Origin of the sequence: Fibrella aestuarina BUZ 2 (assembly GCF_000331105.1) — a bacterium.
Taxonomy (GTDB): domain Bacteria; phylum Bacteroidota; class Bacteroidia; order Cytophagales; family Spirosomataceae; genus Fibrella; species Fibrella aestuarina.
The window spans coordinates 4,045,549-4,059,506 of sequence record NC_020054.1 but is presented as its reverse complement, the minus strand read 5'-3'; the positions used below and the strand labels follow the sequence as shown (position 1 = coordinate 4,059,506).

Annotated in this window: 24 protein-coding genes; 2 read left to right on the top strand and 22 right to left on the bottom strand. The window is 53.4% G+C overall.

The window, feature by feature from the left end; translation table 11 throughout:
• The first annotated feature begins 89 nt into the window (after positions 1–89).
• Together FAES_RS16650 and FAES_RS16645 are read left to right on the top strand one after the other, a co-directional pair.
• Positions 90–545: a hypothetical protein gene (locus tag FAES_RS16650; protein ID WP_041258001.1), complete on the top strand. Its 456-nt coding sequence runs from the start codon at positions 90–92 to the stop codon at positions 543–545.
• A complete protein-coding gene (locus FAES_RS16645; RefSeq protein WP_015332399.1) occupies positions 542–949 on the top strand; it encodes a hypothetical protein in 408 nt (135 codons plus the stop codon). Before FAES_RS16650 ends, FAES_RS16645 begins: the two co-directional genes overlap by 4 nt.
• Positions 950–1,058: 109 nt before the next feature.
• On the opposite strand, the gene FAES_RS16640 is transcribed toward FAES_RS16645, so the two are convergent.
• The 22 genes from FAES_RS16640 to FAES_RS16530 form a co-directional block, all read right to left on the bottom strand.
• On the bottom strand, positions 1,059–1,439 hold the full coding sequence (locus tag FAES_RS16640) for a hypothetical protein (RefSeq protein WP_015332398.1): 381 nt from the start codon (positions 1,437–1,439) through the stop codon (positions 1,059–1,061).
• A gap of 225 nt (positions 1,440–1,664) precedes the next feature.
• The gene (locus tag FAES_RS16630) at positions 1,665–2,183 is read right to left on the bottom strand and encodes a hypothetical protein (RefSeq protein WP_041257998.1); all 519 of its coding nucleotides are present in this window, start codon (positions 2,181–2,183) and stop codon (positions 1,665–1,667) included.
• Between the two features lie 12 nt (positions 2,184–2,195).
• Positions 2,196–2,384 (bottom strand): hypothetical protein, encoded by a 189-nt coding sequence (locus FAES_RS16625; protein WP_015332397.1) that lies wholly within the window; start codon positions 2,382–2,384, stop codon positions 2,196–2,198.
• Positions 2,384–2,590, bottom strand: a complete 207-nt coding sequence (locus tag FAES_RS16620) for a hypothetical protein (protein WP_148289387.1) — start codon at positions 2,588–2,590, stop codon at positions 2,384–2,386. Before FAES_RS16620 ends, FAES_RS16625 begins: the two co-directional genes overlap by 1 nt.
• 97 nt (positions 2,591–2,687) lie before the next feature.
• Complete coding sequence (locus tag FAES_RS16615) at positions 2,688–3,059, bottom strand: hypothetical protein (protein WP_148289386.1); 372 nt, start codon at positions 3,057–3,059, stop codon at positions 2,688–2,690.
• 91 nt (positions 3,060–3,150) lie between these two features.
• A complete protein-coding gene (locus tag FAES_RS16610; RefSeq protein ID WP_148289385.1) occupies positions 3,151–3,798 on the bottom strand; it encodes a hypothetical protein in 648 nt (215 codons plus the stop codon).
• 11 nt (positions 3,799–3,809) lie between these two features.
• Entirely contained in the window at positions 3,810–4,238 is a 429-nt protein-coding gene (locus FAES_RS16605) for a hypothetical protein (RefSeq protein WP_041257995.1), read from the bottom strand.
• Positions 4,239–4,409: 171 nt separating this feature from the next.
• Positions 4,410–4,688 carry a hypothetical protein gene (locus FAES_RS16600; RefSeq protein WP_015332393.1) on the bottom strand — a complete coding sequence of 93 codons (279 nt, stop codon included), beginning with the start codon at positions 4,686–4,688 and terminating at the stop codon, positions 4,410–4,412.
• Entirely contained in the window at positions 4,685–5,476 is a 792-nt protein-coding gene (locus FAES_RS16595) for a PRTRC system ThiF family protein (protein ID WP_015332392.1), read from the bottom strand. Before FAES_RS16595 ends, FAES_RS16600 begins: the two co-directional genes overlap by 4 nt.
• Positions 5,473–6,219, bottom strand: coding sequence for a hypothetical protein (locus FAES_RS16590; protein ID WP_015332391.1), 747 nt, complete (start codon positions 6,217–6,219; stop codon positions 5,473–5,475). The genes FAES_RS16595 and FAES_RS16590 overlap by 4 nt, the downstream gene beginning before the upstream one ends.
• Positions 6,203–7,102: a hypothetical protein gene (locus FAES_RS16585; RefSeq protein ID WP_041257994.1), complete on the bottom strand. Its 900-nt coding sequence runs from the start codon at positions 7,100–7,102 to the stop codon at positions 6,203–6,205. The genes FAES_RS16590 and FAES_RS16585 overlap by 17 nt, the downstream gene beginning before the upstream one ends.
• A 170-nt stretch (positions 7,103–7,272) precedes the next feature.
• Positions 7,273–7,476 carry a hypothetical protein gene (locus FAES_RS16580; protein ID WP_041257993.1) on the bottom strand — a complete coding sequence of 68 codons (204 nt, stop codon included), beginning with the start codon at positions 7,474–7,476 and terminating at the stop codon, positions 7,273–7,275.
• Between the two features lie 33 nt (positions 7,477–7,509).
• On the bottom strand, positions 7,510–7,728 hold the full coding sequence (locus FAES_RS16575; RefSeq protein ID WP_015332389.1) for a PRTRC system protein C: 219 nt from the start codon (positions 7,726–7,728) through the stop codon (positions 7,510–7,512).
• 24 nt (positions 7,729–7,752) lie between these two features.
• Positions 7,753–8,520 carry a PRTRC system protein E gene (locus FAES_RS29085; protein ID WP_015332388.1) on the bottom strand — a complete coding sequence of 256 codons (768 nt, stop codon included), beginning with the start codon at positions 8,518–8,520 and terminating at the stop codon, positions 7,753–7,755.
• 68 nt (positions 8,521–8,588) lie between these two features.
• On the bottom strand, positions 8,589–9,704 hold the full coding sequence (gene dnaN, locus FAES_RS16565; protein ID WP_015332387.1) for a DNA polymerase III subunit beta: 1,116 nt from the start codon (positions 9,702–9,704) through the stop codon (positions 8,589–8,591).
• 46 nt (positions 9,705–9,750) lie between these two features.
• Positions 9,751–9,972 carry a hypothetical protein gene (locus FAES_RS16560; RefSeq protein WP_015332386.1) on the bottom strand — a complete coding sequence of 74 codons (222 nt, stop codon included), beginning with the start codon at positions 9,970–9,972 and terminating at the stop codon, positions 9,751–9,753.
• Between the two features lie 31 nt (positions 9,973–10,003).
• Positions 10,004–10,534, bottom strand: a complete 531-nt coding sequence (locus FAES_RS16555; RefSeq protein WP_015332385.1) for a hypothetical protein — start codon at positions 10,532–10,534, stop codon at positions 10,004–10,006.
• Positions 10,509–11,723, bottom strand: coding sequence for a phosphoadenosine phosphosulfate reductase domain-containing protein (locus tag FAES_RS16550; RefSeq protein WP_015332384.1), 1,215 nt, complete (start codon positions 11,721–11,723; stop codon positions 10,509–10,511). Before FAES_RS16550 ends, FAES_RS16555 begins: the two co-directional genes overlap by 26 nt.
• 41 nt (positions 11,724–11,764) lie before the next feature.
• Positions 11,765–12,055, bottom strand: a complete 291-nt coding sequence (locus FAES_RS16545; RefSeq protein ID WP_015332383.1) for a hypothetical protein — start codon at positions 12,053–12,055, stop codon at positions 11,765–11,767.
• Positions 12,052–12,576 (bottom strand): Rad52/Rad22 family DNA repair protein, encoded by a 525-nt coding sequence (locus FAES_RS16540; RefSeq protein WP_015332382.1) that lies wholly within the window; start codon positions 12,574–12,576, stop codon positions 12,052–12,054. The genes FAES_RS16545 and FAES_RS16540 overlap by 4 nt, the downstream gene beginning before the upstream one ends.
• Positions 12,573–13,442, bottom strand: a complete 870-nt coding sequence (locus FAES_RS16535; protein WP_051054178.1) for a hypothetical protein — start codon at positions 13,440–13,442, stop codon at positions 12,573–12,575. The genes FAES_RS16540 and FAES_RS16535 overlap by 4 nt, the downstream gene beginning before the upstream one ends.
• Positions 13,439–13,957: a hypothetical protein gene (locus tag FAES_RS16530; RefSeq protein WP_015332380.1), complete on the bottom strand. Its 519-nt coding sequence runs from the start codon at positions 13,955–13,957 to the stop codon at positions 13,439–13,441. Before FAES_RS16530 ends, FAES_RS16535 begins: the two co-directional genes overlap by 4 nt.
• Position 13,958: the final 1 nt, after the last annotated feature.

Sequence of the window (13,958 nt, the reverse complement as noted above, 5' to 3'; positions counted from 1 at the left end):
AATTATGCTGTTTCGGGGTGGCCTGTTTGACTTGCTTGGAAATTAGTTACACTTCGTGCTGATTTGGTGTCAAATACTCTCTATACCACATGCAAGTTACTTCTCCTCAAAACCTGCCCGATCTAGAACAGATTATCACCCTCCTTTCCGACGAGCAGCGGTTAGACAGCTTAAGTCGAGGCCATGTTAGTCAGTTCGAAGCGACTATGGCCTTTAAAATAGGGTTGCTTATTTCAGATGTAACAAATACCCAATACACAGCGCTGTTTAGAGATCTGAAAACAGATGATCTAAGGATAGAGCTTACGGAGCAAAAAGCCTTCCCAAAGTTTTATGAAACTCTTCTAGATAAGGATAAGCGTGCGCAGATGCTTGACGTCGCTAAACGTTTCTATCGCCTGCATTATGAGAAACGAGTTGCGGAAGTAAAAACCGTCTTGATGACCAAGCCGATTGCTACTATGACAGGAGAGGAGTTTAAACTGTATCTGGAGATTATTGGTATCATCAAGCCGCTCTGGACCAATCCGGACCCAGTAGCATGAGACACCTGTATGTACTGGTGCTGACGCTGGTGCTGGCCTGTAAAGGCAGCGATCCCGCCCCCGCCGACACGTCGGTGAGTGCCACGAGTCTGGTTGGTAAATGGGAATACATGGAGGCGTATACCAATCCGAACTGGCATTCGATCTACGAGTTCAAGTCCGATGGAACGCTGTTGGTCACTGGCCCAGGCTCACCGAATTACTACACCTACCGGGTTGAGAACGGCGTGTTGCGCGTAGTCTATCAGTATGGGCCGATACAGAAAGACCGGGAGTGCACCAATTACGTACTGCCCTCGACGTTTGGCAACACGCTCGTCTGCCGCGCGCTGGGCAGTGGCTACTGCACCTACGTACCCACCGGCAAGGAAACCACCACCCAGTTCACCCTCGTCAGGCAGTGAGGTAAACGTACCTTAAATCTGTACAAAGTGGCCCCATGCATTCAGAAGGCCCGTTTTGGGCGGGGCAAACGTACCTTTTTTGTCTACACTCGTCTAGTCGGCAGTACAATCAAGGGCCGTATTTCTTAAAAACCCCCTCGGCCCATGCCATCACCCCTTTGAGTGTTTTGCCCCCACCGACCCCGCTGTTAGGGTACACGCCTGACCGTTGATACCGCTGCCGGATCGCTGAGGCCAGTGGCCCTACCTGTTGCATGGTTAGCGTCTGCTGCTCAGGTTCGGGCAAGGTGAGCAGCTTATCAACGGCCCGGTCGATGTACCAGTCACCACGTCCCCGATCACGAACGGGGTAGTCGATCCACTCACCTGCTTCGTTGCGAAACCAGTACTGATAATGCCAGTTAATTAGCCCTTTCGTGATCGTGAGGCGAACGTACCAGCTTGTCACGACACGCTCAGTTTCGTTAGGTTGAATCGGTGGCTCGTTCATTATTCTTGAAGAAAAACTTCATCATTTACGCAACAGCATGAGAAGTAAAAACACTATAACCGCTACAGACATTCCTATCGAAAAGCCAGACCAGAACATAGCAGACATATTATTATTCATTGTCTGATTCCTCAGTTTTTCAAGCTGCTCAGGCGATAGTCTGCCGTTTTCATCGGTTGGGTGCTGCCAGTCAGCGGCAACCTTTCTTACCTCTCGTCCCATATGTTATTGGTCTTTTGTGGGTTTTTCTTCGAAGCTAAACAAACGCCAATGCAACTCACCCGTCTTAAAATCGTAGGGTATAGGTTCATCCGTTTCCTCATCATATCCACCGAGGTTTGTCCAGTCATCACTGTTTATGGAAGTCTGATTCCAACCAATAGCCCACAGGTCGGGATCGTCTTGGATTTTTGCAATAGCATCAGCCTGTTCTGGGAGACTGGTTTGGCCAACAAAAGCGCGAAACGCCGCGATCAGTCGAGGGATATGCTCTTTCTCGACAATGACGTGATCGAACGTACTTAACAGCACAATCTTATCAGTCAAGCTCACATCATCGCGTTTCCATAAATCCCATATATCCTGCATTTCACTTAGGACTATACGAGAGTATTGCTTTTTAGGCAGATAGCGATCTTCAACTGTTGACCATACTGCCGCAGCGCCACGGTGTGAATTCCTGATTTCTGCGATGGATTCGATTTCGCCAGTTTTCTTGAAGGCAAAAATTTCGGTGTAGCTCATTGGGTTTTAATATCAGAAAGGAAGTTGGCTCGACGTGAGACCGTGAGTAGTTTCAAAATCGGTCAGGGTACGTTGGTCCGCCGCTATGGCGTCATGGTAGGCAGGTGACCCCGGCATGTGCAGGATGCTGGCCAGGGCGCGCGCGCGATCGAGCTGGTCGAGCAGCCGAGCGTGTTCCAGGGTGATTTGGTCGGGTGTCATCAGAAATCGAGATAGAGGTCTTTGTAATCAGTCCGGCATTGGTTGCGGCTGTAATCGACCATCACCCCACAGTGGTTCCAGTGCATAATCTTGCCACGCTCACAATCTTCGTGGCTCAGATCACCCTCGGCGTGTCGAGGTACGTAGGTGACCGCGCGCCCTTCGTGCTCGGGCGTCATTGTCTCAGGGCTTAATTGTGTTGCCATCGGCGTATTGGTTGGTGATGTGTTCGATGCGTTTTCGCCTAAAAACGAAAAACCCCGGCGAGGGCCGGGGCGTGGGCATTCAGTCGGTAAGACGCACTCAATGGGCACTGGCTGTCGCCGTTCCTTTTCGGGCTTGCTGGGCTTCGTGTTGTTTGTTAAAGAAGTAAATGGCCCGGTCTACGATCGCCCCACGGCCACTTAGGCTCAACGTTTCTTTCAGCGCGTCGATCTTTTCAATCGTGGTCGTGTCGAGCCGATACCGTTTATCGCTGTAGCTGACCTCCGTATCTGGTAGTTGCAGGGTTGCCGCCACAGCTACGTGTTTCTGAAACAGATTGGTGGCTAGTGCGATCACCTGCCCGTCCGACGGGCGGAGACGAAGTATCGGATCGGTTAGCTCATCAGCCAACTGGTAAATCCGGTTGATGGTGTCCTGTCGGACGTAGAGGTTGGCTTGCTTTTTACTCATGGGAAGATCGGTACTCATATAGCGGAATAAGCGCAAAAGTCGCACTTATTGTTCATTCTGTGCAGTTGACGCGCCAATTCCTGCGCCACTGTTACATCGCATGGCCAAAATGCCGCGCGGCCTGCTCGTACGCTTTCACTAGTGCGTCTCGTCGTTTCTGGCTGTTGGCATCCATCGACAGCTTACTATACGCTGATCGTACCGCCGCAAACGTTAGCTTCTTGGTCCCATCAAGACCCAGCGTTTTCACCCAAGCAGGTTGTTCGGGCTGTTTGCTGGCGGCGGGCGGTGTCTGTATCGGTTGTGCCTTGATGGGTTCTGAGCGATCCACCAGCCGTTGTATATCGACCTGTAACGTACCCAGCAGCCGCTGCATCAGGGTTGTGGAATGGTAGCGGCTGACAGTATGAAGCGAGTTCAGCACCTCGCGCACGGCCCGCAGATTGCCCGCCAGCGTCGAATACTGATCCGCTGCGACCACATACCAACCGTTGATGTAGTAGAAATAAAGCGCGATGCCCGGAGCAGAGAGCCGCCCGGCGCCATCGACGAGTTTACCCCGTTTGTCGGTACGCCCGTTCGAGGTCAGTACGTAGCGGTTTACCTTCAGCAGTTTCAGCTTTTTCAGCACGGCGTCGCGCTCGAAGGCTAACGTACCCAGCTTGGCCACTGACCACGATTTAGGGCGTTGACTATACTGCGGCCACCCAAGGGGCCACTGGAGGGGAAAAGGTTGCATGGTGTGTGGGTTTAGGTTTCGACAACTTTCGTTTTCAGACCTACCCACTCGCCGCCGATATGGGCCAGCAGGTAAAAGTCGTACTCGTCGGGCTGATCGGTGGGACGCTGGAATATGCATTGCTGTCGCAGATTGACCTCACCGAACAGCGCAAACAGGCCCAGCCAGCGCGCGGCCGTCAGCGAGTCCTCGCCAAGATCATCCAGGAACACCGGCTCGAAGGCCAGCGTCCGCAACTGACCGCCGATGTAGGAGCCGGGGCGTACCGGTCGTCCATCGACGGTTTTAGCCTCCCAGCCCTTGACCTCTGTTTCGGTCAGGGCGATGGTATGAACCGGGAAATCGTTATCGGATGCCCATAGTAGTTCATCCGGCTCACTGGCGGTACTGCCCAGCGTCAGGGCGTTATGCAGCAGGCCAAGAAAGGTGTTCGGTCCCATAGTATTAGCGCGCAGTTAATGTTCCGTCATTCCATACCCGAACCTCGAAGACCATACCTCGCACATTTTTGGCGTAGTAGCTGGTAAAGCCACCACAATGGGCTGGTGCCCAGCTTGTCGCTTGCCAGTTTGCTGGAAATTCTATTCCCGAAATCAGTATAATGTCCATAGCTAGTTGGTGATGTCGTCCAACGTACCTGAGCCGTTGCGACGGTAAAGTAGAATACGGTCGAAGTCGGGAAAGCAGATAGCGGCCTGCTCCCGGCGCGTGTGGGCAATATCTTCTTCGACGGACGAGGCGGCATCCGTGATGGCCAGCTTAACCAGTACCTCCGCTTTGCGCGCGGCCAGCCCGACGACGAGGTACGCCGGTTTATCGGGAATCGTCAGGCTGGCCAGTAGTTTCTTAAGTGTCTGCTGGTGCAGATCGGATAGGAGGGGTGGGGTCATACCGGCAAGGGCATCGAGCGGAAGTCAGCCAGATTCAGGAAGAAACCCCGGTTGGGTGTCATACCTTCCCGAAACAGGTTCCACAGCAGTTTGCAGCCCATTTGCGCCAGCGTCGGGTTGATGAATAAATCCTGGCGCTCCAAGGCTTCGGCCAGTGAGCAGGAGGGTTCGTTTGTCTCGACTGTGTTCCGCAGCGCGTCGGCGTACTCGTCGGTGATGAACGGAAGATGCGCTACCGTCTTGAATTTCTTGGAGTCCGGTTGCTTGTGCTTGCCAACAGTTGAGAGCATGACCTGCCCGCTGGTGAGGCTATTCCCAAAATCCATCCAGTAATAGGGGCGGTCGCGGTGGTCCTCATGAACGTTAAGGGTTTTGAGCGTATCGGCAATCTGGAAACGGGCAGCCACAGTATCGACGCAGCTAATGGTCACATTCGCCGACCCATGCGCGAAGGGGCTTTGCCATAAATTAGCCTTCTCGTACTTGTGAGCAATCGCTTTCCAATTGGTGCCGAAAAACCGGTTTGTGCGGTTAATCAGAGCTACCGCCTTGTGCTGGCCAACCTCGCACTGAGCAAACAACTGTCGGCCCATGTTGGCGCGACTGACCGTATCGTGGTCCCATACACATACATACAGACCGGGGTGGCCAAGCGCCAGCATGGCTACATTCATTCGGGCCAGTGCAGTCAACACCTGACTACCGGTGCCGCCAGCGCCGATAAGGTTGACTGTAATGGGGTTTTGAGGGCTAATCAGGTATTTAGCAGTAAGATGTACCGAAGTCATGCCAGTAGGTCTTTTAGTGTGAGTTTCGTCGAGATCATTAAGTCGTGGGGGAATGGCGTTTCTGTACCGATCAGGCTGTTCCACAGTTCATCCAGATTCCCTTTAATGGGTAGATTGCCACTCAGGTGGGAAAAGCGACTATCGAAGTAAAACCGCTCCCATCCTGTGATAAAATCCTCAAGCGTAGACTCCCCCGTCACGTCGATGTCAACATCGCCCTGGCACACTTCCCCAGCCGAATTTGTATTGTAAAAGGGGGCGTAGTATAACTGGGTGTTAGAGGCCGGTCGGCCTTCGACAACACCCGGCTTGAGGGCGAATAGACGCAAGGTGGTGGCAGTAGCGCACCAAAGTAGCCCAGGTACATGGGCTGTTCCATCCTTAATTTTACGATAATCGCTAAAATACAGGGTACGTTTCCCCGGTTTGGTGTACCAGATTACTTTCCCTTCCCCGCGTGGGTTTAGGTACAATACGTTTTCTGGCAAAAGCCCTTTGGGCAGCAGAAAGCCGGTAATTCGGTCATGCGAGGCGTTCAGACGTTTGCCCAGTGCCTGCGATTCTTCCACAGCCAGTGGGTGGTGATTCCTCATCAGACCCGTTACAGGGTCTATGTCGCAGGATTCGACATAGAATGATCCGTCATCGTCTTGATCTTGTTGGTAGCTATTCGGCTGCTGGTAGAACAACAGGATAAATTTGGGGATAGCGAAATCCAGAAACAGTTTATTCACATTTTCCATGATCCATTCGGGATAGTACTGCACCTAGATCGCCGACGGCGTCCAGCAGTAGTTGGTAATATTCTTGATAGTCAGCGTGGATGTCTTTGGCTTGCGGTGAGTCAAAGACCTGTACAGATTGCAGTGGTTCCTGATCACAGCCACTACTCATCTCGTCATCGAGAAACTGCGTGTAAAGGCTATAGAATTCGTCGTTATCTGACCAGACGAATGTTGCAATTTGATCAACGAAAATGGTACCCTCCGCCCGGTCTTTAATCTCAAGATGGTGGTTGTCAGTTGCCATCTTAAACGAATGGTGCGGGAAATGACACTCAACTTCCACCAGTTTCTGAGCGGCGATCAAGAGGTCTTGATCAAGCTCTGATTTTGGTTTGAATGAATTGACCCGTTGACTGAGTTGCTGTACGTGATACTCATGATTGAAGCGCTTCTTGCTCTGTAAACACAGCCGACGTATATCGAAAACTTTACGCTTCGCCGCTTTGTAGTGATCACCGTATTCTTCCTCAGCGTCGCGCTCTGATGCATATATCCCATCTTCGTCGATGGTATAGCTTAGTATGTCATCAAAGTAGCTTGAGTCGTCAGGCCCACAATATGGGAAGGCAACCCGGCGATACAGAAAGGCAAACAGGCTGTCTAGTAATCTCAATCGCTGACGTTGCCGCCGATCTCCGATCATGCGTTGGTAGGGGCGAACCGGTACGTTGTAGAGCGATATATCTGTATCTTCTGCCTGCACCGTAGCCAATGTGGCACGGTACTTTTTTTCGTCTTTGTAAGATTGAGCCACCAGTACTAGCGTCAGGTCAGGTTTGATCGCTTTTAGCTGCTGACGAGCCGCTATAAAGCTCAATCCGATATTCATCGGGTAAGCCATATCCCGACAGTTGCGCGGTTGAAAGTTATATAGGCTAGCCAGATGATCCAGTGAAGCATAATATTCGGCGACCTCTTTGGCCTGATCGTCTGGACCGGACTTCTTGTAAAACCGGCCATAACTATCCTGAATGCGATCTGATTGGAACTGGATAGGTAAAATGGGCTGCGTCAGAAAGGCGGGGCCAGCAGGTCTAATGGTTGGGACTGGGGGTGCAGGCGATTGACGGTGGCGGCGTCCTGAAGTTGGTTGAACCGAGCGAGTAGATCGCCGAGGTGATTGTGCAGTGCGCATACTGTATAGTCGGGTTTTTGGGCAATCACGCGGACACCCGCTGCGGGTGTCCGCGCTGCCGCTTTTTGGCTGCGTTTCATTGGTTTCAATCAGGGTTGATTAGTCAGGGGCAATTAGCCTTTGGTACCCATTGTCGTTTCAAACGTGTAGACAAAGGCGTCATTCTTAATTTCCGGCCCTTTGAGCTTGGCGGTGAGCAGTTCGGGGTATTGCCCAGCCAAATGGTTCTGCACGGCCCCGGTACTCAAATCAGGGTTGGGGTCGTCGATTACAATCGTTTCGTTGTTCTTTTTGAACTCAAATTTTCGGACTAAATCAGTGTTTACTAACATCGCTTTGCGTTGAAAAAAAGGTGATTAAATGGTTTCTTCGACAAGGGGTGAGTCCAGATTTTCCTCCGGCTCTTTGTCGTCGTCGGCTGACTCGTCAGGCGCATCTGCCGGATTATCGGTCGCCACTGGCCCGGCCTCGACGGTGGGGGCTGGTGCTGGTGCCGGAGTTTCGGGCGTTGCTGTTGCCGCAGCGGGTTTCTCGGTGGCGGGATCAATCGGCCACGGATCAGGAATCAGCACCCCGCCCATTGCCATATTAGCCAGCCAGGTACGTCGCTTTTCCAGAATCTTGTTGTTGGGGTAATCCTTACTCTTGGGCAACTCGGACAGCGCGTCCATGTACCGGCCTTCCTCCCGTAGCTTATCGACCTTCTGCATGGCATCCATGTACACCTGCGTCTTTTTATCGACAGCGGAGATTACCGTCGTGGTCGGTTTGGCAGGGGTACTAGCTGCACTTGAGGCAGGGGTAGGCGTAGTCGATTTGGTGCCGTTCGACTTATTCATCGCTGAATCCTGCCGCGCTTTGTCGAGTGACTTCTGATGGGTTTCCATATCGACCATCAATCCCGATGCGGATTGCATCGGCTTGGTGATCGCGTCAAACCAACCGGCATCAAGTTCAACAGGGGTGCCAGTGGACGTAAGGGGCCGAATCTGATTGCGCGCGGCATCGCCGCAGGATGGGTTATCGAGCCGAACCGATACGGTCATCTTGTCGCCCACTTTCGTTACCGAAAAATTGAGGGTGCCGACCAGATTCAGGGCGGCGAGTTGTTGAAAAAACGTCATAAAAAAAGCCCGACGTGCGGACTGCTTTGGGTGAGAAAACGAATGAATTAATTGGGTACTGGCGCGCGCTACACGTTCAATTGCAAGGGCATAATGAGCATCAGAATGGCCTCGTGTTCGTCCTTATCGACCGGAGTGAGCAGCGCGGGTCGGTTTGAGGTGGACATCGACAGCGTGACCATCTTTGCTGACAGCGTAGTGGCCAGATCAGTGAGAATTTTAGCGTTAAAACCAATCTCCATATCGTCGCCCTCGTACTCGCAAAGCAGTACTTCACTGGCCTCATTGGCGTAGTCGAGGTCTTCCGCTGAGATTGTCAACGTGTTTTTCTTCAACGACAGTCTGATCTGGTGCGTCGTGCGGTTGGCGCAGATCATCGTTCGCTTCAACGAGTTGACCAGATCGGCGCGGCCTATAACTAAATCATTGGTGTTGGTCGTCGGAATCATCGCCTCAACGCCGGGGTATACCTCGTCGATCAGCCGGGTAATGAGCTGCGTCGAGCCAAACGAAAAGGAAGCATGGGATTGGTTGGCTTCCAGCGTCACCGGAACCCCTTCGCTAAGGGCCGTTTTTAGTTGGGCCATCGCTTTTCGGGGTATGATGAACGAACTTTCGGTAAGGGCCTGTACGTCGGTGCGGGTGTAGCGCGCGAGTTTGTGGCCATCGGTGGCGTAGAACGTTGTACCTGATGGAGCGAACAGGGCATATACGCCAGTCTGAGCCGCTTTCAGATCGTCGTTACTACACGCAAAGGCGGTGTGGGTAATGGCATCCAGTAGCGTACCCGATGGAAGTTCAACCGTGGTAATGGCGGCCACCTTGGGCAGTTTGGGGTAGTCGATTGGATTCTGGCCCGATAGTTTGAAACGTCCGTTATCCGTCAGGATTTCAGTGGCAAAGGTTTTAGCGTTGATATGGATGGTGATGGGCTGCTCAGGCAGGCTTTTGAGCACATCGAGCAGCAACTTGGCCGGTATGCAAACCGAGCCATCGGCGGAGGCATCCACCGGAACCTGTACGGTCATGGTTAGCTGCAAATCAGACGCCGTAACGGTAATCAGACCATCCTCAATCCGCAGCAGGACGTTTTCGAGGACGGGCACGATGGGAGTGGCGGCGATCACGCCGCTTAGGTTCAGTAGGTTCTTGAGAAGAACCGAAGATGAGACAATGAATTTCATATATCTAGGGGATGGATGGTAAGGACATTAATGTCCTTACCATCGGTTACTTGATAGTGATCGAGACTTTCGCCCCTGAGCGTTTGATAGTCAATTTGAAGGGGCCAACAACCTGACCCAGCCTGACCAGATTCGTGCCGGTCAGCGTCAGGTTATCGGCAGTTCCTTTGATGTGACAATCTTCCTTAACAATCGTGGCTGAGAGATTAGGAAGCAGGGATTTGAGGTCGCTGACGATGCGTTCAGCGGTTGCGATAGGCAATGCCATAGCTGTGTAATTGGGGGTTGATTGTGAGAAATTAGATAAGACTAAGTTGGGTGCCCGTAGGTGGCGGCGGTGGCGGTTCGGCCAGCTTGGCCGCTTGCTCGTCGGCACGTCGGGCCAGATAGTCAGCCGCCCATTCGATGCATTCAGGACATACACCAAGATTTGGCTCGAAGGGCTCACCGAAATAGTTAGTAGTAACGCCCTTCACATGGTAGTGGAGCCGCGCGCGTACTTCCCGACATTTGAAGCAATACTCCGTTTCGGTGATTCCGTCGATGGGTTGTTGCTGGCTGAATGCCGCCACCGTTCGACCGCTCAGCGCGAAGGAGCCGAAGCATAGGTAGATGTGGGGTTCCGTTATTGGAAAATCGACGCACAGCCAAGGGTCGAATAGTTGCCTAATCGTTTCGCCTTTATCGGCGGGCTCCTTTATATCGTCCAGTCCATATTGGGCGTATCTGGAGCCTGACAGTTGTTTCAGGTCGGGGCTGGGTTTTGGCTCAGTCGGTTGCACCAGATCAACCCCACCAAACAGGTTATACTGTTTGATTGGCTTCTTCATAAGCTTCTTTGAGTCGTTTGTTCAGGGCTTTTAACTCGCGTTTGGCTTCGGTCCAGTCGGCTAAGAATTGCTTTTCAGCCCGCTCGGCCATCAATTCGGCGTAGCGTTGCAGGATAGAGGCCGGGTCGGTGAAACCGATAGTCAGGCCCACCGTGTCGGCTACTTCCTGCCGAACCTCAGCCAGCAGTACCGCCTCGTCGTAGGTGGGCATCCGCGTTGGCCAGCCTTCCGTAAAGAGTAGATGTTCAGGAATGCGGGATTCGGCCAGTTCACGCCGACGAGCGGCGTATTTGGCTCCACTCAGGGCTGTTCGTTGTTCATCGGTCAGCAGGTGCGGGGCCACGTCGCCAAGCCAGGTATCTTCGTGGAAGGCGTAGGTCGAGGCAATTTCCAGATCGACCAGTTCGCGGTATACGTCCTGATTGGCTTCGCAGCCCGCTGACCGCAGCAGATCGGGCAGGGACGACATGATGCAGAAGCAGCAGCTTACCCGCGTCATATTGTAGGTACTGTAAGCCTCGTGGATGGGCAGGTTGTGCCACTTGTGGCAGTTCCATACGTGGTCCAGCTTCCACTCGATAATGGCATTCCAGTCTACGCCCGACGTACCCAGCGTTTTTACTGTCAGTCGAGCTTGCTCGGAACAGATGGGCTTTTGCGCGCGCTTACTGCTTTCCTGCCGACGAATCCCTGACACCGACACAATGCGCTGGCCGGGAAAGCGGCGGGTCAGTTCACGGCTGATGATCGCCGTTTTCAACTCCGATGTGCAGAACCGATTGGCTGGGCTTGACCACGGCATAATCAGTTTGACGCAGGCCAGATCGGCATAACGGGTGCAATTGCCATCCCATCGACTCATCCACCGCTCCACCATGCCACCAGCAGGCCGACGCACAACGACCAGTTCCAGCCCAAACAGATCGGCCAGTTGCTGACAGATCGGCAGCGAATCCGCCCACTCGATTCGGCCAAGATCGGCGTGAATCAGCAGGCGCGGGCCGGTGTGGCCGATCTGGTTGAGGTGGTTGACCACAGCCCAAACCGCAGCGCCTGAATCCTTGCCACCACTTACCCCAATCGCTACGGGGGCATTCTTGGCCAGCAACGATTCAATTTCGGGCGTCAGGGCAACGGGTGGCAATTCACCATCGGTAAGGGCAGGCGTGAATAAGTCGAGTTGGCTCATTTTCGTTTAGGTACGTTGCCGCTTTTTACGAGAAAAAAACATCATGGTGCTTGAGGTTTAAACTGGCCGGAGTTGAGTGCCTGGGCGATGGCGTAGGCGTTGTCGTTCAGATCGGCCAGAAGGCCGTTGTCGAGTACGCCGATCCAGCCGCCGCCCTGACGGGGGCGGATGCTGACGAGGGGCGATTTGGAGAACGGGCATTGAAATAAAATTGCCTCCTGACCAACGTACTGATGCGGCAAAGGAGGCAATTGGTTGAGGTGGTGCTGAATCCACGCTTTGGCGTTTAGGGCCATACTGAGCGAGACTAGCGCGTCAGGTGGTGCGCTCATGATTTGGCATAAGAGGCTTTTAGCACGACCATATCACCGCCCCGGTAACTACCGTCGTTAATCTTCTTCACCAGTACGTCTAACTGCTGGCTGGCCCAATCAGGAATGAACTTGTCGGGCGTGTCAATCATCACGCGCGGGTAGTTATAGAGCGAACGGCCCAGCCCGAACTGAACCGCGCACCGCTTCATAGCATCCGAAATCCCGCCTTTCACCGGTTCGATGTCGGTGCGGCTGGCCCCGTCCATTTTGAACAGCGTTTGGGCTGGCGTAGTGTCGGTGGCCGGAATGGTCACAATCACTTTGCACAGAAACCCGCCCTGAATCTCGGTAATTTCATTCTGCCAGTTGGCCCAACCAAACTGCCGGTCGAATCGCTCCATCACGCAGCGGTTGGTGATGTAGGGGACGACGATGATTTTGCCGGTTTTGGTCTGCATCTGAACCCGCCACTCAATTTCTTCGGGTTGAATGGGCTGGGTCAGAATGTCGAGCGTGTTGGTGTTGGTTTCTGAGTTCATTTGGCCAGAATGGGGATAAGGGTGTTGAGTCGTTCGTTGACAAAGGATTCGTTCAGGTAGCCCGGTAACCCCGCCACCAGCGTCTGGTAGTTATCAAGGCCGAGCGCCTTGGCTAGATAGGCCTCGTGTACCTGATTGATTCGGTTGACCAGCTCGACCAGACAGGCGTGTAGTTCGCGCACATCCAACTCGTCGGTGGTCAGTACGTCCGGGTTCGGCTGGTTGCTGGAAATACGCAGCCGGTGCAGCACGTTGAAGAAGCACGTCGGACCGGTCTGGTCAGCCAGTGCCTTATAGTGTTCCGGTCCCAGCTTATCTAATACTTCCCCGGTGCGCGGTGACCGCATTGCCGTTTTGGGGTTGGTCTGAACCTGATTGCCTTGTTTTTTAAGCTGTTTGTCGCGCGTTTGGGTCAGCACCGAAAACAACGCCGCCCCGCCCTGTAGCCGTTTGGCGTTGTAATCGTGGGGGGTGCCCGTCAGGTAGTAGTTTAAGCCTTGCGGGTAGAGTCCACTCACTACCATGCTGGCCACTTTTCTGGCTACTAACTCGTCGTTGCTGACAGAACAGCCCCGCATCAGTAGCAGCGCGCGCGCGGTGAACAGGATGCTGTAGTAGGCTTGCGGAAACGTCCAGTGCAATGAACTGTGCAGATATTGCTGATCATTGACCACTGGCGTTATGCGGAGGGCGTATTCGGCACTCCAACCGTTGAGCATCAATTTGCTCAACTCCCTGACGTTAATCAAGTTGGTGGCGCTAATCCGGTCGGGGGCAGGTAGCCCCATGAATGGGTGCTGGCTAAGGTGTCTGACCATAGCCAACAGGCCAGCCAACAGGGTGTTTTTCGTTTGTGTCGTAATCATGAGTGATAGAATTTATAGAGTGCAGCCAGCACGATGCCAGCACTTGCGACGAAGCCCAACACCGTCCAGCGCGTTGGGGGGAAACTGAACTGGTAGGTGTCAAAGACTTCACCGATCGTTGTGGTGCCGCGTTGCTCGGCGCGAATCGGTTCCTCATAGCGCCGGAAAAGCGTCAGTTCAGGGCAGAACGCATCGGGTAACTTACCCATGTGAACAGCGCGGCCTGAGCCGTACACGGCCTGTATACGGGCCGTTACCAGTAGCTGTTCCGGCAGGCGGTTCAGCATAAAGACAAATACGTCCCGGTCGGTCTGTGCAATCAGTGCCTCGTTGGTTCTCACGCACACGGTTGGCTCAACGGCCAACAGGGCATCGGGGTACATTTGGCGCACTTCGTCGGAGGCTTTAATGAGTGCCTTACCGTTGTGGATATGTTGGATAGGGAACAGGGTCAGATACTGTCCCTTCGGTGTTTGTTGTACCGTGTAGGGTACGTGGTTGGTTGTTGTGAGCATC

Bases quoted from the DNA above. Each gene is read 5' to 3' on its own strand.
- FAES_RS16650 (WP_041258001.1), top strand. From the start codon at position 90: ATGCAAGTTACTTCTCCTCAAAACCTGCCCGATCTAGAACAGATTATC.
- FAES_RS16645 (WP_015332399.1), top strand. From the start codon at position 542: ATGAGACACCTGTATGTACTGGTGCTGACGCTGGTGCTGGCCTGTAAA.
- FAES_RS16640 (WP_015332398.1), bottom strand. From the start codon at position 1,439: ATGAACGAGCCACCGATTCAACCTAACGAAACTGAGCGTGTCGTGACA.
- FAES_RS16630 (WP_041257998.1), bottom strand. From the start codon at position 2,183: ATGAGCTACACCGAAATTTTTGCCTTCAAGAAAACTGGCGAAATCGAA.
- FAES_RS16625 (WP_015332397.1), bottom strand. From the start codon at position 2,384: ATGACACCCGACCAAATCACCCTGGAACACGCTCGGCTGCTCGACCAG.
- FAES_RS16620 (WP_148289387.1), bottom strand. From the start codon at position 2,590: ATGGCAACACAATTAAGCCCTGAGACAATGACGCCCGAGCACGAAGGG.
- FAES_RS16615 (WP_148289386.1), bottom strand. From the start codon at position 3,059: ATGAGTAAAAAGCAAGCCAACCTCTACGTCCGACAGGACACCATCAAC.
- FAES_RS16610 (WP_148289385.1), bottom strand. From the start codon at position 3,798: ATGCAACCTTTTCCCCTCCAGTGGCCCCTTGGGTGGCCGCAGTATAGT.
- FAES_RS16605 (WP_041257995.1), bottom strand. From the start codon at position 4,238: ATGGGACCGAACACCTTTCTTGGCCTGCTGCATAACGCCCTGACGCTG.
- FAES_RS16600 (WP_015332393.1), bottom strand. From the start codon at position 4,688: ATGACCCCACCCCTCCTATCCGATCTGCACCAGCAGACACTTAAGAAA.
- FAES_RS16595 (WP_015332392.1), bottom strand. From the start codon at position 5,476: ATGACTTCGGTACATCTTACTGCTAAATACCTGATTAGCCCTCAAAAC.
- FAES_RS16590 (WP_015332391.1), bottom strand. From the start codon at position 6,219: ATGGAAAATGTGAATAAACTGTTTCTGGATTTCGCTATCCCCAAATTT.
- FAES_RS16585 (WP_041257994.1), bottom strand. From the start codon at position 7,102: ATGGCTTACCCGATGAATATCGGATTGAGCTTTATAGCGGCTCGTCAG.
- FAES_RS16580 (WP_041257993.1), bottom strand. From the start codon at position 7,476: ATGAAACGCAGCCAAAAAGCGGCAGCGCGGACACCCGCAGCGGGTGTC.
- FAES_RS16575 (WP_015332389.1), bottom strand. From the start codon at position 7,728: ATGTTAGTAAACACTGATTTAGTCCGAAAATTTGAGTTCAAAAAGAAC.
- FAES_RS29085 (WP_015332388.1), bottom strand. From the start codon at position 8,520: ATGACGTTTTTTCAACAACTCGCCGCCCTGAATCTGGTCGGCACCCTC.
- dnaN (WP_015332387.1), bottom strand. From the start codon at position 9,704: ATGAAATTCATTGTCTCATCTTCGGTTCTTCTCAAGAACCTACTGAAC.
- FAES_RS16560 (WP_015332386.1), bottom strand. From the start codon at position 9,972: ATGGCATTGCCTATCGCAACCGCTGAACGCATCGTCAGCGACCTCAAA.
- FAES_RS16555 (WP_015332385.1), bottom strand. From the start codon at position 10,534: ATGAAGAAGCCAATCAAACAGTATAACCTGTTTGGTGGGGTTGATCTG.
- FAES_RS16550 (WP_015332384.1), bottom strand. From the start codon at position 11,723: ATGAGCCAACTCGACTTATTCACGCCTGCCCTTACCGATGGTGAATTG.
- FAES_RS16545 (WP_015332383.1), bottom strand. From the start codon at position 12,055: ATGAGCGCACCACCTGACGCGCTAGTCTCGCTCAGTATGGCCCTAAAC.
- FAES_RS16540 (WP_015332382.1), bottom strand. From the start codon at position 12,576: ATGAACTCAGAAACCAACACCAACACGCTCGACATTCTGACCCAGCCC.
- FAES_RS16535 (WP_051054178.1), bottom strand. From the start codon at position 13,442: ATGATTACGACACAAACGAAAAACACCCTGTTGGCTGGCCTGTTGGCT.
- FAES_RS16530 (WP_015332380.1), bottom strand. From the start codon at position 13,957: ATGCTCACAACAACCAACCACGTACCCTACACGGTACAACAAACACCG.